Annotated in this window: 18 protein-coding genes; 4 read left to right on the forward strand and 14 right to left on the reverse strand. The window is 60.0% G+C overall.

Annotated features, from left to right (window positions below):
• Nucleotides 1–75: 75 nt before the first annotated feature.
• Nucleotides 76–705, forward strand: coding sequence for an energy transducer TonB (locus B3I26_RS10240; protein WP_296257567.1), 630 nt, complete (start codon nucleotides 76–78; stop codon nucleotides 703–705).
• A 64-nt stretch (nucleotides 706–769) separates the two neighbouring features.
• On the opposite strand, the gene B3I26_RS10245 is transcribed toward B3I26_RS10240, so the two are convergent.
• From B3I26_RS10245 to ppc, 6 genes are all read right to left on the reverse strand, one after another.
• A complete protein-coding gene (locus B3I26_RS10245) occupies nucleotides 770–1,468 on the reverse strand; it encodes an extensin family protein (protein WP_296257568.1) in 699 nt (232 codons plus the stop codon).
• Nucleotides 1,469–1,516: 48 nt separating this feature from the next.
• The gene (locus B3I26_RS10250; RefSeq protein WP_296257612.1) at nucleotides 1,517–2,398 is read right to left on the reverse strand and encodes a DUF72 domain-containing protein; all 882 of its coding nucleotides are present in this window, start codon (nucleotides 2,396–2,398) and stop codon (nucleotides 1,517–1,519) included.
• Between the two features lie 2 nt (nucleotides 2,399–2,400).
• Nucleotides 2,401–2,694 carry a hypothetical protein gene (locus B3I26_RS10255; RefSeq protein WP_296257569.1) on the reverse strand — a complete coding sequence of 98 codons (294 nt, stop codon included), beginning with the start codon at nucleotides 2,692–2,694 and terminating at the stop codon, nucleotides 2,401–2,403.
• Nucleotides 2,695–2,951: 257 nt separating this feature from the next.
• Complete coding sequence (gene tsaB, locus B3I26_RS10260; protein ID WP_296257570.1) at nucleotides 2,952–3,626, reverse strand: tRNA (adenosine(37)-N6)-threonylcarbamoyltransferase complex dimerization subunit type 1 TsaB; 675 nt, start codon at nucleotides 3,624–3,626, stop codon at nucleotides 2,952–2,954.
• A 114-nt stretch (nucleotides 3,627–3,740) separates the two neighbouring features.
• Nucleotides 3,741–4,388, reverse strand: a complete 648-nt coding sequence (gene adk, locus B3I26_RS10265; protein WP_296257571.1) for an adenylate kinase — start codon at nucleotides 4,386–4,388, stop codon at nucleotides 3,741–3,743.
• A gap of 284 nt (nucleotides 4,389–4,672) precedes the next feature.
• Nucleotides 4,673–7,309 (reverse strand): phosphoenolpyruvate carboxylase, encoded by a 2,637-nt coding sequence (ppc, locus tag B3I26_RS10270; RefSeq protein WP_296257572.1) that lies wholly within the window; start codon nucleotides 7,307–7,309, stop codon nucleotides 4,673–4,675.
• A gap of 233 nt (nucleotides 7,310–7,542) precedes the next feature.
• On the opposite strand from ppc, the gene B3I26_RS10275 reads away from it, so the two are divergent.
• The 3 genes from B3I26_RS10275 to B3I26_RS10285 all read left to right on the forward strand — a co-directional run bounded on the left by B3I26_RS10275 (nucleotide 7,543) and on the right by B3I26_RS10285 (nucleotide 9,421).
• Nucleotides 7,543–7,887: a pilin assembly protein gene (locus B3I26_RS10275; RefSeq protein ID WP_296257613.1), complete on the forward strand. Its 345-nt coding sequence runs from the start codon at nucleotides 7,543–7,545 to the stop codon at nucleotides 7,885–7,887.
• 279 nt (nucleotides 7,888–8,166) lie between these two features.
• The gene (locus tag B3I26_RS10280; protein ID WP_296257573.1) at nucleotides 8,167–8,592 is read left to right on the forward strand and encodes a DUF4398 domain-containing protein; all 426 of its coding nucleotides are present in this window, start codon (nucleotides 8,167–8,169) and stop codon (nucleotides 8,590–8,592) included.
• Nucleotides 8,593–8,638: 46 nt separating this feature from the next.
• Entirely contained in the window at nucleotides 8,639–9,421 is a 783-nt protein-coding gene (locus B3I26_RS10285) for an OmpA family protein (RefSeq protein WP_296257574.1), read from the forward strand.
• A 313-nt stretch (nucleotides 9,422–9,734) separates the two neighbouring features.
• Here B3I26_RS10285 and B3I26_RS10290 read toward each other — a convergent pair whose 3' ends face one another.
• The 8 genes from B3I26_RS10290 to B3I26_RS10325 form a co-directional block, all read right to left on the reverse strand.
• Nucleotides 9,735–10,061 carry a hypothetical protein gene (locus tag B3I26_RS10290; protein WP_296257575.1) on the reverse strand — a complete coding sequence of 109 codons (327 nt, stop codon included), beginning with the start codon at nucleotides 10,059–10,061 and terminating at the stop codon, nucleotides 9,735–9,737.
• Nucleotides 10,058–10,993 (reverse strand): alpha/beta hydrolase, encoded by a 936-nt coding sequence (locus B3I26_RS10295; RefSeq protein WP_296257576.1) that lies wholly within the window; start codon nucleotides 10,991–10,993, stop codon nucleotides 10,058–10,060. Before B3I26_RS10295 ends, B3I26_RS10290 begins: the two co-directional genes overlap by 4 nt.
• Nucleotides 10,994–11,132: 139 nt before the next feature.
• Entirely contained in the window at nucleotides 11,133–12,410 is a 1,278-nt protein-coding gene (locus B3I26_RS10300) for a flavohemoglobin expression-modulating QEGLA motif protein (RefSeq protein WP_296257577.1), read from the reverse strand.
• Between the two features lie 28 nt (nucleotides 12,411–12,438).
• Nucleotides 12,439–12,996, reverse strand: a complete 558-nt coding sequence (locus tag B3I26_RS10305; RefSeq protein ID WP_296257578.1) for a hypothetical protein — start codon at nucleotides 12,994–12,996, stop codon at nucleotides 12,439–12,441.
• A 27-nt stretch (nucleotides 12,997–13,023) separates the two neighbouring features.
• Nucleotides 13,024–13,755, reverse strand: a complete 732-nt coding sequence (locus B3I26_RS10310) for a TetR/AcrR family transcriptional regulator (RefSeq protein ID WP_296257614.1) — start codon at nucleotides 13,753–13,755, stop codon at nucleotides 13,024–13,026.
• 227 nt (nucleotides 13,756–13,982) lie between these two features.
• Nucleotides 13,983–15,485: a lysine--tRNA ligase gene (gene lysS, locus B3I26_RS10315; RefSeq protein WP_296257579.1), complete on the reverse strand. Its 1,503-nt coding sequence runs from the start codon at nucleotides 15,483–15,485 to the stop codon at nucleotides 13,983–13,985.
• 117 nt (nucleotides 15,486–15,602) lie between these two features.
• Nucleotides 15,603–16,698 (reverse strand): peptide chain release factor 2 gene (gene prfB, locus B3I26_RS10320; RefSeq protein ID WP_296257580.1). Its coding sequence is split into 2 segments (ribosomal slippage): nucleotides 15,603–16,625 and nucleotides 16,627–16,698, totalling 1,095 coding nucleotides; the frame shifts between segments, so codons are not numbered across the junction.
• Nucleotides 16,699–16,954: 256 nt separating this feature from the next.
• The gene (locus tag B3I26_RS10325; RefSeq protein ID WP_296257581.1) at nucleotides 16,955–17,959 is read right to left on the reverse strand and encodes a response regulator; all 1,005 of its coding nucleotides are present in this window, start codon (nucleotides 17,957–17,959) and stop codon (nucleotides 16,955–16,957) included.
• Nucleotides 17,960–17,966 lie beyond the last annotated feature (7 nt).

Consider the following 17,966-nt stretch of genomic DNA (forward strand, 5'->3'; position numbering starts at 1 on the left):
TTAATGATTGGCAACATCTGCCGATAACGAAAGTATCCGGCATTTTGCCAGACCCACGGCTTGTACTGAGCGCTTATGTCAGACATTCAGCAAACATCCTCGATAGGCTATTTGACGTACGCAGGTGATTACAGCGTACGCAATACCCAAACCCTGAGCGGCGTCACGCAGCTCTGGCAGGATGCGTTTGCCCGTGCCATGGCTCTGCAGACAGACGATAACGCTGGCACCGCTGCTAAATACAGCGCCGCTATCACGACAGACAGCGTGACCGGTGAGCCTGTCGCCGGTGCCAATACCCTGGGCAAGATCGTCGAACAGCGCGAATGCCCGGTCGCCGATAAGGAAATCGCGCCGCCAGAGCCACTGTTTTTGCCAATCGCCGAGTTCGAATGGGATCTGGCCGATAAACCTGCGGTGCCCTTCAGCGCCAGCGAACTGATCGCCCAGCAACGCAATCTGGAATTCGACAGCAGCTGGGTCCGCCCGACGGTGCTCAACCCTTACGACGACAGCATCGATCCTGGCCCCGGCCCACAGCCGCGGCCGTTGTTCCTGCCAATCGCCGAGTTCGAATGGGACCTGGCCGACAAACCCGCCACGCCTTACAGCGCTGATGAAATGACCGAACAGCAGCGCAATCTGGAATTCGACAATGGCTGGGCGCGGCCAATCGTGTTGCAGAACCTGCGTATCGCCGCCTGATACATGCTGGGCATTAGGCACATCGCATCTGCGGCAAGCGCGCCTGCAGAGTGCGTTACTGCCCCTACCTACACACCCGCCAACGGCCCATGTCCACATGGAAATGATTGCGATGCGCCGCGTTGTAATCAGGGCCGAGCACGGTATGAAATTGCTGACAGGCGCCCTCCCTGACCAGCCTCAGAAATTTCCCGTTATCCCCTCCATCTTTCCAATCCTTGATTACGGAAATCCTGCGTCCGTCTGCCAGGCGAAACCCTGCGATATCCAGCGCGTTGGCCGTCGCATGCTGACTCAGGCGTCCCTCGCTGCGGTTGTAAACATTGCGGCAGGCAAAGCTGCCCAGGTGGTCGATCTGCGTGACGTTCTGCCCGAACACCGCTTGGGCCGCCGGTTGCAGCCCGTGAATATCGAACAGCGCGTAGGCCACCGCTAACGGGCAGGTGGACAGAAAGCTGCTGCTGAGCGCGACATCGCCGCCCTGGATGCGTACCGTGTCAGCCAAGGGACATTTGGCTTGCCCGATGCTATCGGCCTGATGGGCATAGCGCAGCGTTGAGGTTTGCAATGCCCGGTCGCACAGTACGGGATCATCCTGCAGGCGCCAGAGCTTGAACGGGGTCAGCAGGTTTGGCTGTTCACGGACATCCAACGGTGCCCACGGATTCCAGCGACCGGGCACTGGCAGCCAGCCCTGCCGTACCGAGACGGCAAGGCCGGCGCAAACCGAAAGGGACAGCAGCAAGCAGGTCGAACCGCGCATAGGGGCTGGGTTTCCGTACTGAGGAGACAGGCTTGCAGCTAATCAACCTCACAGCAGCCCGAGTTGCTCAACCTCTGGCCCACGTTCAGGGGTTGGCAACTCAGGCAGGCCTGGCAGCAGAGTCATCAACTGGCGGTGGAAACGTCGTGCAAGTTCAGGGGCCAGCACGTTATCCGGCGTGTGCAGAAAAACGTAAGGGGTACGCCCTTCCTCGATCCAGACGGCGACTTTCTGCGCCCATTGCTCGATGAAGCCGTCGTTGGCCTCCAGCTCCGGGCGCCCGATGAACCGCACTTGAGGGAATTGCGTGAGCGCTGCAGGGCGAACCGGGACTTTTGGTTTTTTCGATTGCGCGAGCAGCACCGCAGGGTCGCTGGACACGCAACTGAACAGCGGCCTCGAATCCAGGCAGATACGCTCGACACCCCGATCCAGCAGCAGGCGATTAAGCATCCGCTCGCCCTCGCCTTTATCGAAGAAGCCCATGTTGCGCACTTCCACCGCCAGGACGCGTCCTTCCAGTGCCTGCCCCTCCAGCGCGTCGATAAAGCAGGCCAACTCGCCAATCCGGCGCGGGGTAAAGCTTGCAGGCAATTGCAGCCACAGCGGCTGCAGGCGGGCGCCCAAAGGGGCAAGCAGTTGCACGAAGTCCTGGGCTGCGCTCAGATGCTCGCGCAGATCGCCTGCGTGACTGATGTCGCCAGGAAACTTGGCAGTGAAACGAAAATGCTCGGGCATGACCTGCGCCCAGCGCAGGACGGTGGTGTCCTTGGGGCGAGCATAGAACGTGGTATTGCCCTCAACGGCGTTGAACACCTGGGCATACAGTTCAAGCATATCGCTGGGACGGGCATCCTGCGGGTACAGCGAATCACGCCAGGCGTTTTCACTCCAGGATGGGCAACCGATGTAGTAAGGGGGATTGGTGATATTCAAACGTGCAGGTCAAGACCCGAGACTTCGAGATCCCAATCGACAAAGGTGGACGTCGTCAGATAGCTGCTCAGGGCATGCGCAACACGAGTGCTCATGGCACGGGGGAAAATGATGTCTTGCTGGCGGGCCGGCACATTAGCGGTGCTGCCGGTGGGACGACGAGCCGTTTGCGCGACGACTTCGACCACGTCGTCGATCACCTCTTCGGAGGCGTTGTCTATCGTCGCGGGGCCTTTGCGTGGCTTGCGCTTGATCGGGTACGAACGTTGTGAAGGACCGTTGATCCGCATCGATACTTACTCGGCGTCTTATAATGGCAATCTAGTTTCACCCTTGCACTAAAGCAATATAGCGAACGATAACTAGACCACACTTATTGCCAATTGTTTAAAGCCCTCGGCATAAAAATGCATATTTGTCGCCGAACGGTAGCGAACGCTGTGACCCGGGTCGCAAATTGCGGGTCCAGAAGGGCTGGATTTTACCGCCCTGCAGCACGGTGTGCCGGCGCCGGCTCACTGCTGGCAAGCCATATATCGCGCACCGATCAACGCGCTTTCGGGGTGGCCACCTTGTCTCGCAGATAAACGGGCTGGGCATCGTCCGCGACAATCGCCTCGCCTCGGTGCCAGGCGAAGGCGCCGAGGGTCAGCAGATCCTGGGCGTGGGGCAACATGGCGGCATCCTGACCGGACGGCTTTACCGCGATGCGATCCGCATAACCCCAACCCGTACCGGCGCCAAACCACTGCCCCGATGCGTCAACCGGCAATGCAGCATTCTGCGGGGGCAATACCACCTCTGCGCCCACCAGTCGCATTTCCCCGGCGCTCTCGCGATAGCAGCCCCAGTACACCTCATCCATGCGCGCATCGATGGCAGCAGCCACCTGACTGACACCGTTCTCGCGCAGGGCGCGTTGCGCCAAGACCGCCAGGTTCGACACCGGCAGCACCGGCCGGTCAAGACCGAACGCCAGGCCCTGCACCACCCCGATGGCAATGCGCACGCCGGTAAACGCACCCGGGCCGCGACCAAAGGCGATGGCGTCCAGGGCCGACAAGCCGATACCCGCCTCGGCCAGCAAATCCTTGATCATAGGCAACAGTTTCTGCGCATGCAGACGCGGGATCACCTCATAGTGAGTCAGCACCTTGCCGTCGTGCAGCAGGGCGACTGAGCAGGCTTCGGTGGCAGTATCCAGGGCCAGCAAGGTTGTCATCGGGGTTTCCACGGTTGAGCGAAGAGGAATGGCTGAGTGAGGCTGCGTTAAAAGGCCGCGCATTATAAACAACAACGACCCGCAAGCGGGCCGTTGTTCACTGCGCCGCGAGGATCAGGCCAGTGCTGCGTTAACCTTGGCTGTGATGTCCTCGACGGAGCCGACACCTTCGATGCTTCGGAACTTCGGCGTGCCGTCTTTGCTTTGCAGCTGCTGGTAGAACGTGACCAGCGGCTTGGTCTGCGCGTGATAGACCGACAGGCGATGGCGCACGGTTTCTTCGACGTCATCCTTGCGCTGAACCAGCGGTTCCCCTGTCACATCGTCCACACCTTCGACTTTCGGCGGGTTGAAGACAGTGTGATAAACGCGCCCCGAACCTTCATGCACGCGACGGCCGGAAATACGCTTGACGATCTCTTCGTCGTCGACCTTGATCTCGATCACGTAATCGATCGCTAGGCCCGCATTTTTCAAGGCTTCAGCCTGAGGGATGGTGCGTGGAAAACCGTCGAACAGGCAACCATTGGCGCAGTCAGGTTGCGACAGGCGATCCTTGATCAGACCGATAATCAGGTCATCGGAAACCAGACCGCCACTGTCCATGACGCTCTTGGCTTTCAAGCCCAGCTCGGTGCCGGCCTTGACCGCTGCGCGCAGCATGTCGCCGGTGGAGATTTGCGGAATGTCGAACTTCTTGGTGATGAACGTAGCCTGAGTACCTTTACCGGCCCCGGGAGCTCCCAGCAGAATCACGCGCATTGTTGTGCTCCTCAATTTTTATAGAGATTTCGTCGGATTCGCCTGAATGGGGCCAATCGCGTAAAAAATGAACTGACCCAACGGCCAAAGGCTGATCAAGATACACAGCCGATTCATGCCGCACAAGACGCCAAAAGTCGCAGCAACCCGCTAAAAACCAGTCGCTTGCTATCGATCAATACTTCCGTCGAACGCGGCGCAACACCGGGCAGCGATGGCGCCGCCGACGAGCCCCGCGTTGCGAGGCAAAGACCATGGTCCTTACCCGCATCGCAAAACCCGCATCAACCCGTGTTACGCAAACCCGCGGCAATGCCTGCGACAGACACCAGCAGTGCCTGTACCAAAGGACTGTCCAGACTCGTCTCCTGCCTGCGTGAACGTGCCAGCAACTCGGCCTGCAATAGATGAAGAGGATCAAGGTAGGTATTGCGCAGGCTAATGAACTCCAGCGTCTCGGGGCTATGGGCCAGCAACTGCGATTGGCCGGTCAGGCCGAGCACCACGTTGCAAGCCTGCGACAATAGGTCGCGCAAATGTGCACCCAAATGCAGCAGCCCAGGCTCGACCAGACGCTCGTCGTAGAGCTGCGCGATGTCGCTGTCCGCCTTGGCCAGCACCATTTCGAGCATGTCGATGCGCGTGCGGAAGAATGGCCACTGCTCGCGCATCTGCCCGAGCAGCTCACCCTGGCCTCGCTCCAGCGCCTTGTTCAGAGCACGTTCCCAGCCTAGCCAGGCGGGTAGCATCAAGCGTGTCTGAGTCCAGGCGAAGATCCACGGAATCGCCCGCAGACTCTCGACACCGCCCTCACGGCGCTTGGCAGGACGACTGCCCAGCGGCAACCGCCCCAGCTCCTGTTCCGGCGTAGCCTGGCGGAAGTAGTCGACGAATTCGGGATTGTCCCGGACCACGGCCCGATAAGCCTTCACGCCATCTGCCGCCAATTCATCCATCATCTTGCGCCATGCTGGCTCAGGAAGGGGTGGCGGTTGCAACGTCGCTTCCAGCACGGCGGCCAGGTAGAGGTTGAGATTTTGTTCGGCGATGTCCGGTAAACCGAACTTGAAGCGGATCATCTCGCCTTGCTCGGTGGTGCGAAAGCGCCCGGCGACCGATCCCGGTGGCTGCGACAGGATCGCAGCGTGAGCCGGTCCACCGCCACGCCCTACAGTGCCGCCACGCCCATGAAACAACAGCAGCTCGACTTGCTGTGCGCGGCAGATATCCACCAGTTTTTCCTGGGCCCGATACTGCGCCCAGGCGGCGGCCGTGGTGCCCGCGTCCTTGGCCGAATCGGAATAACCGATCATCACTTCCTGCGGGCCGTGAAGGCGCAGGCGATAACCGGGCAGACTAAGCAGATGTTCGATCACAGGCCCGGCGTTATCCAGGTCGGCAAGGGTTTCGAACAGCGGCACCACGCGCATGGGCCGCTGCAGACCGGCTTCCTTGAGCAGCAGTTGCACGGCCAGCACATCGGAGGCCGCACCGGCCATGGAGATCACGTAGGAGCCTAGCGAAGCCGCTGGAGCAGCGGCCACTTCACGACACGTCGCCAGCACTTCGGCGGTGTCGCCAGCCGGCTGGAAATGCGCAGGCAACAGCGGCCGCTTGTTACTCAGCTCACGCAACAGAAACTCGATGCGCGCTTGCTCGTCCCACTCGTTATAGCGGCCAAGCCCCAGATAGTCGGTAATCTCGGTCATCGCCGCGCTGTGGCGGGTGGAATCCTGACGCACATCGAGCTTGACCAGAAATAACCCGAAGGTAACGGCACGACGCAGACAGTCGAGCAGCGGGCCGTCGGCAATCACGCCCATGCCGCACTCGTGCAATGACTGGAAACACAATTGCAGAGGCTCAAGCAATTCACGGTTACTGTTAAGCACACCTTCCGGCGCAGGTTGAGTGACGCTCAGCGAGGCATGGGCCCAGTTGCGCGTCGCGCGCAGGCGCTCGCGCAGCTGTTTCAAAACGCTGCGATAAGGCTCGGCGCTCTCTCCGGCCACCGCCAGCAGCGCGGGGTTGGCCTGTTGCATCGACAGCTCGGCGGCCAATTGGTCGACATCGCGCAAATACAAGTCGGCGGCCATCCAGCGCGCCAGCAACAGCACCTCGCGGGTGACGGCGGCCGTGACGTTCGGGTTGCCGTCGCGGTCCCCGCCCATCCATGAAGCGAAACGGATGGGTGCCGCTTCCAGCGGTAAATGCAGGCCAGTGGCGGCATGCAGCGCATGGTCGGCCTTGCGCAGGTAATTGGGGATGGCCTGCCACAGCGAGTTCTCGATCACCGCGAAGCCCCACTTCGCCTCGTCCACCGGGGTGGGACGAACGCGACGGATTTCTTCGGTGTGCCATGCTTCGGCGATCAGACGCTGCAGGCGCTCGATAATCTGTTCACGCTCGTGTCGGTTCAGGTCGCGATGATCCAGAGCAGTCAACTGGGCGGCAATGGCATCGTATTTCTGGATTAGCGTGCGTCGCGCCACTTCGGTGGGATGCGCAGTCAGCACCAGCTCGATCTCCAGCTTGCCCAATTGCCGGGCCAAGCTTTCAGGTGACTGCCCGGACTGCTTCAAACGCTCGAGCAGCTCAGGCAGCACCCGCGATTCAAAAGGCTGTGGTTTGCTGTCGTCGCGTCGGTGAATCAGTTGGTATTGCTCAGCGATGTTGGCCAGGTTGAGGAACTGGTTGAACGCCCGCGCCACCGGCAGCAGTTCGTCTTCACTCAGGCTCTCCAGGTTAGAACTCAACTGCTCGGTGTTTTGCGTCGAACCCTTGCGTCCAGCTTTAGCGCTCTTGCGGATACGCTCGATCTTTTCAAGAAAATCAGCCCCGTGCTGATCGCGAATAGTGTTGCCCAGCAGCTCACCCAACAGGTGAACGTCCTCGCGCAATCGTGCGTCGATGTCAGCCATCCAGCGTTCTCCTTCAGCGTTTTATTGTTGTGTCCTGAGTCAGTTCGGCGACCCGAAACTGAACGCCCTCGTAAGTTGTGCCTCTATCTAGGTGTATAGAGCGACAAATGCATGCCCGCACGCAAGCCTTTGCGGTCTACCTGCCGCGAGCAGAGCAATCTCACCGACGAGTCCTGCGAGGGCTCGAAAACTCGCCCAAGCCCGCTGCCGTGCGGGTCGTTGAAGAGGTCGTTATGAAAATCCGTGAGCTGGCAACACACTGGGAAGACTCCGCCAAAGGTCGCCTGACCAAGACTGGTTACGCGGTTCACCTGGATGTCGAAGCTGCGGCGCGCCTGGCCGCGGTTGCCGAAATGTACCCCAAGCGCTCCGCCGAAGAATTGCTCGGAGAACTGATCGGCGCTGCCCTTGAAGAACTGGAAGCCAGCTTTCCGTATATCCAGGGCCAGCACGTGGTCGCAACGGATGAGGAAGGCAACCCCTTGTACGAAGACGTCGGTCCGACGCCTCGCTTTCTCGCCCTGTCGCGCCGTTATTTGCAGGATTTGGCAGAGCAGCAGGACGGCTCCCAACACTGAAAGCGACGTCGTTTTCAGACCATTAAAACTCCGGCGCCCTGCGTGAGAAGCGGGTCTGACCCGTCATTTTTTGCGCCAATATCCAAGCGCCACATTTACATCGCGCAACAAAAGTTAGGCAATTAAGAGCGAAAAGGTCTGAACTATTCAAAAATTGCGCAGGTCCGAGCAGTTAGCCATTACAGAAAAAAGCCGACAGGTGGCAGCAGAAGTTGATTCGCTGAAGTCCCCGCCAAGGCCCGCACTGAAATGGAAAAATCTAGCCTCAGGAGTTTCAAAATGGAGTTGACCACCATGAACATCCGTACTGCCAACACCACGTCCAAAAGTCTTCGCGGGCTGAAAATGGCCGCGCTGGCCGTGGGCACTAGCCTGTTGCTCGCCGGTTGCGCGGGCAAGCCGCCGAGCGAGCAATACGCCGTGACGCAATCGGCGGTCAACGCTGCCGTCAGCGCAGGTGGTACCGAGTACGCAGCGGTCGAGATGAAGTCGGCGCAAGACAAGTTCAAGCAAGCAGAACTTGCCATGCAGGAAAAGAAATACGACGAAGCCCGCACTCTCGCAGAGCAAGCCGAATGGGACGCTCGTGTAGCCGAGCGTAAATCGCAAGCAGCCAAGGCCCAAAAAGCGGTGCAGGATGCTCGTCAGGGCGTCAATGAGCTGCGTGAAGAAGGTCTGCGCCAGGTTCAACCGGTCAGCCAATAACACTTCGCACTCTCTGCACTGCCATCGATTTAAAGGACGAACTATTATGCGTAAACAAGTACTGATTCCTGCCCTGCTGGCCCTGAGCGTTGGTCTGGCTGCCTGCTCCTCGCAACCAAACGTGAACCTGGAACAGGCACGTACCAACTTCTCGGCGCTGCAAAGCAACCCAAAATCCAATGATCTGGCGGCACTGGAAACCAAGGACGCCAGCGATTGGCTGAATAAGGCAGACGCTGCTTATCGCGACAAGGAAAACGAGAAGAAGGTCGATCAACTGGCTTACCTGACTAACCAGCGCGTTGAGCTGGCCAAGCAGACCATCAATCTGAAGACTGCTGAAAACGATCTGAAAAACGCCTCTGCCCAACGCGCACAAGCTCGTCTGGACGCCCGTGACGCGCAGATCAAGGCCCTGCAGAACAGCCTGAATGCCAAGCAAACCGAACGCGGTACGCTGGTCACATTCGGTGACGTACTGTTCGACCTGAACAAGGCTGAGCTGAAGTCTGCCGGTCTGGTCAACGTGAACAAACTGGCCCAGTTCCTTCAGGAAAACCCTGATCGCAAGGTCATCGTTGAGGGCTACACCGACAGCACCGGTTCGGCAACTTACAACCAATCGCTGTCCGAGCGCCGCGCAAGCTCGGTGCGTCTGGCACTGGTGAAAATGGGCGTTAGTCCCGATCGCGTAGTGTCGCAGGGCTACGGCAAGGAATATCCGGTCGCTGACAACACCAGCGCGTCGGGTCGTGCCATGAATCGTCGTGTGGAAGTGACCATTTCCAACGACAACCAGCCGGTCGCGCCGCGTTCGTCGATGCACTAATCCGGTCGTAGCAGCACACTGAAAAGCCCCGCCTGCTGACGAGCAGGTGGGGCTTTTTTGTGGGTGCGATCTGGGCTCAGCGTGCCGGCTGTGCTCAGGTTGCACTCAAGCGCATGCGGCGGCGTCTAAACCAGTGCGTAAAGAGCAACGGCAGGTACAGGAGATTTGAGGGTCAATCCCATTCGCGCAGGAGTCCGGCTTGGCGGCGCGACGTGCGCACGGTTTACCGCCAACAAGCCAGGCAGCAACAGGCAAGCAGCATGTACGCTCTACCCTGCGCGTCAAAGATAGCGAATGCTGCTGTGTTCCGACTTCACTGCAGCTGCCGCGGCGTCTGCTGTCCCATGCAACGCACGGCCTGTTGTCGCGCGTTGACCAGCACCCCACTCAGGCCCTTCTGTTCGGTATCGAACAGCACCATCACGCCCTCTACGCAACGAGCGACCTGCGGCGCAGGCTCCAGCGCCACTTTGTAATCCTCACCCGGAACCGTCTTGAGCATCGTGAACTGGCTTAGCTCAAGCGCATCCTGCGGTTTGGCAAAGTGCAGATAGCCGTAGTACCACAGCACACCTACCGTCCCGAAAATGCAGGCGATGCCGGTGAGAATCTGGGGGATGAGGTTACGCTCTTCAGTCATTGCGGGGCCTGGGCAGATTCGGTTTTCGATGGCGCGGGTGGCTTTTTGTTCGCCTCGGCGTCGGGATAGTTGGGAATCTCGGCCAGCCGTCGCAGGCCGTTGAAGTGCAATGGATCATCCAGATAACGCACCATCACTTCCCGCCAGGTAGGGTCGGCAAAGGTCTGCACATGCGGTCCACGCGTCAGTTGCAACACGCGAGGCGGCGGCGCGGCCTGATACAGGCTGATGCCGTTGTGCAGCGGGACCTGCGCGTCGTCCAGACTCTGGAACAGCAGCATCGGCGTACCCTTGAGCTGCGCGATACCGTTAATGGCGCTGTCGCTGTCCGGAATCACCCACGACAGCGGGCGCTTAAACGGCCAGGTCAGCCAGGAGGTGCCGAGGGTATAACGCGCCACCTCGCGATAACTGGCAGGCACGCCGTCGAGCACCAGCGCCTTGACCCGCGAGCGCTGCTGCGCGTGCTCGGCCAGGTAGTGCACGCCCAAGGCGCCACCGATGCTCTGCCCCAACACCACCAGTGGCCTGCCTTGGACTTCAGGGGCTGTGCCGAGCCACTCGAACGCGGCGTCGAGGTCCTGGTAAATGGCCGGCAAGCTTGGCTCACCTTCGGATCGACCGTAGCCGCGATAGTCGAGCAACAGCACTTGATAGCCTTGCTCGGGCAACCACCAACTGCCACCCAGATGCCAGGCCATATTGCCGCCATTGCCATGCAGGTGCAGTACCGTGCCCTTGACCGGCACGCCCTCTTTGGCGGGTAGCCACCAACCGTTGAGCTTGGTGCCGTCGGCCGCCGTGAGGGTGATTTCGCGATAGGCCAGGTGGGCTTTGTCCGGGGTCAACGGCACGTCGCGCTCAGGGTAAAACAGCAATTGGCTGCAGCCAGTCAGGCAAATCAGGAGAGCCAGTGAGGTGAGCAGCTTCAAACGCGAAATCCTATGTGATTCGAACAAGAAAAGATCGTTTTTTCTGTAGCAGCGCGCCACGCCGGTTGTGGTGCTCTCATGGACGTCACCGTCGGCAAGCTGCGTGACGACCAGACGTCCCTCAAAAACCCCGTGATGCCTACAGGATATTCGCGTAATCCGCCTCGATCCGGTCCAGGCTCAGGTGATTGAGGAAGTTGGAAAAGCACATCCAGGCCGACAAGGCGTTCATGTCGCGGAATTGGTCCGGCAGGTATTTGGGTGGCACCACCAGCCCTTCATCCACCAATTGGCGCAAGGTGCGCATGTCCTCCAGTGTGGTCTTACCGCAGAACAGCAACGGCACTTGTTCCAGCTTGCCCTTTCTCACGGCCAACTGGATGTAGTTGTAAACCATGATAAAGCCCTTGAGGTAGGACAAGTCCTTGGTGAACGGCAGGCCATTGGGCACCGAGCCACGGAAAACGCGGCTGGCATTACCGTAGCTTTCCGACATGCCAAAACCTTGTTCGCGATAAAAGTCGAACACCTGCAGGAAATCCGCGCCCTCTTCAGCCATATGGATGGCGCGGGTGCGGTTCGTGAGTTTGCGCAGGCGGCTGGGATAGGAGGCGAAACCAATCACTTCCATCAAAATCGCCAAGCCTTCCTGGGTGACCGTGGACGAGGGCGGGCCCTTGGCAAGGAAGGTACAGATTGGCTGGTTCAAGCCGTTGAGCGTCGTGCCCACATGCACCAGCCCCTCATGGACCTCCAGCGCGCGCACGTCTCGTTCGTTGAACATCGCATCGCTGCGAATCTTGATGTAGTCGGCGCCTGCCGCCGCGTCGGCGACAATACCATCGGACTCGAACACGCGGATGGTTTCCTGGGCCTCGCCGAAGGTGCGGTTCAGACGGCTTTGCAGCATTGCTACCGCATCCTTGGCGTTCAGGGTCTTGGGCTCGTCCTTGAGGTCACCGCGCCCGTCGATGTTGTTCAGGTAATCGGAGAGCATCCGCCCAAGATCGGCGAGCGTGGGATCACCGGCGTGAAACGCATCGGACGCCGCGCCGTACAGTTCCTGCGAGATCAGGCCGAAATCCGGTGTGCCGCGCGCTTCGAGCATGCGCACCACCATGCGGTACTCCCTGCACATACGGCGCATGATCTGCCCCACCGGATTGAACTGTCCCAACTGCCGGGTGATGTCGCGCTCTATGTTCTGGAATTCGAGCTTGAGCGCGCTCGAATCGAACCCCAGCGGGCGATTCTCGTAGTAGGCACGATCGACTTCGGGCAGCTGCTTACCCTTGGTGGCGAGGAACGTCTTGCGGATGCTGTCGTCCCACTTCACTGCGTCGAGTACGCGAATCGGTGTCTGCGCCAGCACGATGCGGTCGGACAGCGTGCGAATGGTCTGCTGGTATTCGTCCACCCAGTACCCCTTTGATTGAACCGTTGCGCTATTTGGTCATGCGCTGGTATTGGGCCGCCTTGAGGAAGACGTCCGAATTGGCCGTGTCATCCAGATAGGCGAACACCTTGTCCATGGAAGTGGTGATCAGCACGCCTTCGCCCTTCTCAGTCTCGATCGGCTGCCCCTCGAACGTCTTCTGCTCTACCAACTGCTGCATGCGCTCAAGATCCAGGTCGTAGACCACCAGCTCATCGGCAGCGTCGTCGTTGTCGATCAGGTCGAAACCGGCGATCACGTAATTGGCGCCATACTTGTGCGGCAGTGCGGCCGAGACATACCAGCGGCTGCCATGCCGGGAGACGGTAAAGCTGTATTCGTCCCGGTTCTTGCGATCACCCTTGCGATAGCTCACAGCCTTGTACTGGTTGGCGCCGGCGCGGCTGACTTCCAGCTCCAGCGGCTCGCCCCAGGCGTTCTTGCTGGTCCAGGTGCCGAGCAGTTTCGGCGGCGCGGCATCGGTGGTCGGAATCGGGTCCTTGAAAGTCACCAGACATCCGCTCAACAGCGCGAACGATAAGGCGAGCAAGACGCTCCAGACTTTCATCGCTTCTCCTGAAAGTGATTCCTGAAATCAAACGTTCCCGGCAGCCATTGGCCGGGCCGTGCCCAGCACCAGATGCATCTGACGAGTAAGAATAGCGAGCATTTCCTTATCTGCGTCCGGACTTAGCGCTCCGAGCAGCCCCTGATATTCCATCCGCCCGATTACCCCCGTCAACACTTGCGCATCCACTTGCGCCTGGGTCGAGCCCATGACCTCGAGAAACTGGGCACTTCCCTGCAAAAGAATTTCCTGATGCGCAGCGACCAAAGGCGCCAATCGCGGGTTGATCAACGCTTCCAGGCGGAACGCATGCTCGGCGATCAACTGGTCGCGGCGGGTCAGCAACTGGTGACGCACATACTCCATGGTCATGCGCGCAATGTCGTCTGCCAGCCGCGCACGGGCCTGCGCACTACCGTCGTTGCGCGCAACCATCTCGCGCAGCCGGTCTTCGGTATTGCTCCACAGTTTGGCCATGTAGGCAGCACTGCGCTCGACGTACTGGGCGAAGGCATCGGTGAGCAAGTCGTCGATGTCCTTGAAGTAATAGGTGGTGGCTGACAACGGTACTTGAGCTTCGGCCGCGACGGCGCGATGACGCACCGCCCGAACACCGTCGCGAACGAGGATGCGCATGGCCGCGTCGAGGATTTGCTGTCGACGCTGCTCGCTACCCTGCCGACTGGCCTTGCGGCCCTGGTACTGAACACTCTGCGCGACGGCTGTGGCGAGGCCGGCGGCTCCCTTTTGAGCGATCATGCGATTCACGACAAGGTTTCCTTTTTTCAGGCAGTGCGTGGTCGTATCGAGTGTGAGACATGCCGTCTGAACGAGCGCTGAACTCTTCCGGCAGCCCGGCTTGTCGGCGGTGACGATTCGAAAACCGTCGCCAGCAGGCCGGACGGCTATAGCGCTTCGGTTTCGGCGCCTGGATGACCGACGGACAAAAAAAAGCCGCCCTGCTCAGGCGGCTTTTGGGGTAACGCTTAGGCTTGCGGTCGCATGTGCGGGAACAGGATCACGTCGCGGATCGACGGCGAGTTGGTCAGCAGCATGACCAAGCGGTCGATACCGATGCCCTCTCCCGCTGTCGGCGGCATGCCGTACTCCAGGGCGCGAACGAAGTCGGCATCGTAATGCATCGCTTCATCGTCGCCGGCGTCCTTGTCGGCCACCTGAGCCATGAAGCGTTCGGCCTGATCTTCGGCATCGTTCAGCTCGGAGTAGGCATTGGCGATTTCACGGCCACCGATGAACAGCTCGAAACGGTCGGTGACGTTCGGGTTTTCATCGTTGCGACGCGCCAGCGGCGACACTTCGAACGGGTACTGGGTGATGAAGTGCGGCTGCTCCAGCTTGTGCTCGACCAGTTCTTCGAAAATCATCACCTGCAGTTTGCCCAGACCTTCGAAGCCCAGCACCTTGGCGCCGGCTTTCTTGGCAATGGCACGCGCCTTGTCGATGTCGTTCAGGTCGTCCGCCGTCAACTCGGGGTTGTACTTGAGGATCGAGTCGAACACCGACAGACGTACGAATGGCTCGCCGAAGTGGAACACCTTGTCGCCGTAAGGCACGTCGGTGCGGCCAAGAACCAGTTGGGCCAGCTCGCGGAACAGCTCTTCGGTCAGGTCCATGTTGTCTTCGTAGTCGGCGTAAGCCTGGTAGAACTCCAACATGGTGAATTCAGGGTTGTGACGCGTCGAGACGCCTTCGTTACGGAAGTTGCGGTTGATCTCGAACACTTTCTCGAAACCACCGACCACCAGGCGCTTGAGGTACAACTCAGGCGCGATACGCAGGAACATCGGCAGGTCGAGTGCGTTGTGGTGAGTCTCGAACGGCTTGGCCGCCGCACCGCCGGGAATGGTCTGCAGCATCGGCGTCTCGACTTCAAGGAAGTCGCGCTTCATCAGGAAGCTGCGGATGTGGGCGATCACCTGCGAGCGCACGCGGAATGTGTCGCGTACGTCTTCGTTGACGATCAGGTCGACGTAGCGCTGACGGTAGCGCTGTTCGGTGTCGGTCAGCCCGTGGTGTTTGTCAGGCAACGGGCGCAGCGACTTGGTCAGCAGACGCACGCTGGTCATCTCGACGTACAGGTCGCCCTTGCCGGAACGGGCCAGGGTGCCTTCGGCGGCGATGATGTCGCCCATGTCCCAGGTCTTCACCGAGGCCAGGGTTTCTTCCGGGAGCGTCTTTCGATTGACGTAGACCTGGATGCGACCGGTCATGTCCTGAATCACCATGAACGAGCCACGGTTGAGCATGATGCGACCTGCAACCTTGACCGGAATCGCCGCTTCAGCCAGCTCTTCCTTGGTCTTGTCCGCGTACTGCTTCTGCAGGTCGTTGCAGTAGTTTTCGCGGCGGAAGTCGTTCGGGAAGGCGTTGCCTCTGGCACGCTCGGCAGCAAGCTTTTCCTTGCGCAGGGCGATCAGGGTGTTTTCTTCCTGTTGCTGGGCTTGCGGGTCGAGTTGTTGGTCGCTCATGTCTTTGGATTTTCCATCACGGTTTCGTTGCCCCCTCGCCAGCCCCGGTGGGTGCGGCGAGGGATCGCGGGCGCGTGCGTCATGTGACGGACGCCGCCCGCAACGGTGGTGTTGCGATTACAGCCCTTGCTTGAGGCTCGCGATCAGGTATTCGTCGAGGTCGCCGTCGAGCACCTTGTCGCAGTCGCTGCGTTCGACGCTGGTACGCAGGTCCTTGATGCGCGAAGCATCGAGCACGTACGAACGGATCTGGTGGCCCCAGCCGATGTCGGACTTGGTGTCTTCCAGCGCCTGAGAGGCTGCGTTGCGCTTCTGCACTTCCTGCTCGTACAACCTGGCCCGCAGCATTTTCATGGCGGTGTCCTTGTTGGCGTGCTGCGAACGTTCGTTCTGGCAGCTGACCACGGTGTTGGTCGGTACGTGAGTGATACGCACCGCTGAGTCGGTGGTGTTAACGTGCTGACCACCGGCACCGGATGAACGGTAGGTGTCGATCCGCAGGTCTGCCGGGTTGATGTCGATTTCGATGTTGTCATCAATCTCAGGCGATACGAACACCGCCGAGAACGAGGTATGACGGCGGTTGCCGGAGTCGAACGGGCTCTTGCGCACCAGACGGTGTACGCCGATCTCGGTACGCAACCAGCCAAAGGCGTACTCGCCCTTGATGTGCACGGTCGCGCCCTTGATACCGGCGACTTCACCGGCGGACAGTTCCATGATGGTCGCGTCGAAACCGCGCTTGTCTGCCCAGCGCAGGTACATGCGCAGCAGGATGTTGGCCCAGTCCTGAGCCTCGGTGCCGCCGGAGCCGGCCTGAATATCGAGGTAGGCGTTGTTCGCATCCATCTCGCCGCTGAACATGCGGCGGAATTCGAGTTTTTCCAGAGACTCGCGCAGGCGGTCGACTTCGGTGCCGATATCGGCGACAGCGCCTTCGTCCTGTTCTTCGACAGCCATGTCCAGCAGGTCTCTGGCATCGGCCAGACCGGAACTCATTTCGTCGAGGGTGTCGACGATCTGCGCCAGCAACGACCGTTCGCGCCCCAGTTCCTGCGCATACGACGGATTGTTCCAGACGGCCGGGTCTTCGAGCTCGCGGTTGACTTCGGTCAGACGATCACTTTTGTGATCGTAGTCAAAGATACCCCCGAATGGCTTCGGAGCGCTCGGACAGGTCCTTGATGCTGTTTAGGATCGGGTTGATTTCCATGGTGGGCAGCACTCGCAGGCGAAATTTACAAAGCCGGCGAGTATACCTGAGCCGCTGCGGGGATGGCAGTCCGTTGGGCGAGCGTGTCAGGGTTGTGGCAGCCGTCGGCCGGATGCAGGCCGGTGAGCACTCATTCATCCGGGCGGCATTCCGACAAAATGGCACTCAAGCCACAGCTGGAGCGGAGCCGACAGGGCCACCCTCGCTCCAGTGAGCTCACTCACGTAGCGCGGGTTAACCTGAAGACAGTCGTGTTCTACCCCACCACCACCTGATTGCGCCCATTGTTCTTGGCCGCGTACAAGCCCTGATCGGCCATCAGAATCAACTGGCGACTGTGACTGCCCACCTGCGGCACCACGGTCGCCAAGCCGATGCTGACGGTCAGGCTCGCGCCTTCGCTGGGGACGATGTGCGGGATGTTCATGCCGGCGATGGTCTGGCGCAGCTTTTCGGCCAGCAGGCGAGCGCCGCCCGGTGAGGTATTGGGCAGCACCAGGGAGAACTCTTCACCGCCATAGCGCGCCGGCAGGTCGGAGGGACGACTGCAACTGGCGCGAATGGCCTTGGCCACCTGACGCAGCGCTTCGTCGCCTTCAAGGTGCCCAAAGTTATCGTTAAATGCCTTGAAGTAGTCGACATCGATCATCATCAGCGACATCTGCGTCTGCTCGCGGGTCGCCCGTCGCCATTCAAGCTCCAGGTACTCGTCGAAGTGCCGCCGGTTCGACAAGCCGGTCAGGCCATCGGAGTTCATCAGGCGCTGCAGCACCAGGTTGGTATCAAGCAGTTGCTGCTGGCTGACGCGTAAAGCTCTATAGGCTTCATCGCGCTGCAGCAAGGTCATGTAGGAGCGCGAGTGATAGCGGATACGCGCCACCAGCTCGATGTTATCCGGCAGCTTGACCAGGTAATCGTTGGCACCGGCAGCAAACGCGGCGCTTTTGATCAGCGGGTCTTCCTTGGTCGACAGAACGATGATCGGAATATCCCGAGTCATCGGGTTATGACGGTATTCGCGCACCAGGGTCAGACCGTCCAGACCGGGCATGACCAAATCCTGCAGGATCACCGTTGGCTTGATCTGCATCGCCTGGGCAATGGCCTGTTGGGGGTCGGCACAAAAATGGAAGTCGATGTTTTCCTGATTCGCCAGCCCGCGCCGGACTGCCTCGGCGATCATCGCCTGATCGTCGACCAGTAACACCATGGCCGCGTTTTCGTCCGTGGTGTGTAGTGGGTCCAGTTGCAACTCTTGCATTCAGGTC

It is taken from the genome of Pseudomonas sp. UBA5706 (assembly GCF_002419965.1).
Taxonomy (GTDB): Bacteria; Pseudomonadota; Gammaproteobacteria; order Pseudomonadales; family Pseudomonadaceae; genus Aquipseudomonas.

Bases quoted from the DNA above. Each gene is read 5' to 3' on its own strand.
- B3I26_RS10245 (WP_296257568.1), bottom strand. From the start codon at position 1,468: ATGCGCGGTTCGACCTGCTTGCTGCTGTCCCTTTCGGTTTGCGCCGGC.
- B3I26_RS10310 (WP_296257614.1), bottom strand. From the start codon at position 13,755: ATGATCGCTCAAAAGGGAGCCGCCGGCCTCGCCACAGCCGTCGCGCAG.
- B3I26_RS10275 (WP_296257613.1), top strand. From the start codon at position 7,543: ATGAAAATCCGTGAGCTGGCAACACACTGGGAAGACTCCGCCAAAGGT.
- B3I26_RS10325 (WP_296257581.1), bottom strand. From the start codon at position 17,959: ATGCAAGAGTTGCAACTGGACCCACTACACACCACGGACGAAAACGCG.
- B3I26_RS10240 (WP_296257567.1), top strand. From the start codon at position 76: ATGTCAGACATTCAGCAAACATCCTCGATAGGCTATTTGACGTACGCA.
- B3I26_RS10305 (WP_296257578.1), bottom strand. From the start codon at position 12,996: ATGAAAGTCTGGAGCGTCTTGCTCGCCTTATCGTTCGCGCTGTTGAGC.
- B3I26_RS10280 (WP_296257573.1), top strand. From the start codon at position 8,167: ATGGAGTTGACCACCATGAACATCCGTACTGCCAACACCACGTCCAAA.
- tsaB (WP_296257570.1), bottom strand. From the start codon at position 3,626: ATGACAACCTTGCTGGCCCTGGATACTGCCACCGAAGCCTGCTCAGTC.
- B3I26_RS10255 (WP_296257569.1), bottom strand. From the start codon at position 2,694: ATGCGGATCAACGGTCCTTCACAACGTTCGTACCCGATCAAGCGCAAG.
- ppc (WP_296257572.1), bottom strand. From the start codon at position 7,309: ATGGCTGACATCGACGCACGATTGCGCGAGGACGTTCACCTGTTGGGT.
- B3I26_RS10285 (WP_296257574.1), top strand. From the start codon at position 8,639: ATGCGTAAACAAGTACTGATTCCTGCCCTGCTGGCCCTGAGCGTTGGT.
- lysS (WP_296257579.1), bottom strand. From the start codon at position 15,485: ATGAGCGACCAACAACTCGACCCGCAAGCCCAGCAACAGGAAGAAAAC.
- B3I26_RS10290 (WP_296257575.1), bottom strand. From the start codon at position 10,061: ATGACTGAAGAGCGTAACCTCATCCCCCAGATTCTCACCGGCATCGCC.
- adk (WP_296257571.1), bottom strand. From the start codon at position 4,388: ATGCGCGTGATTCTGCTGGGAGCTCCCGGGGCCGGTAAAGGTACTCAG.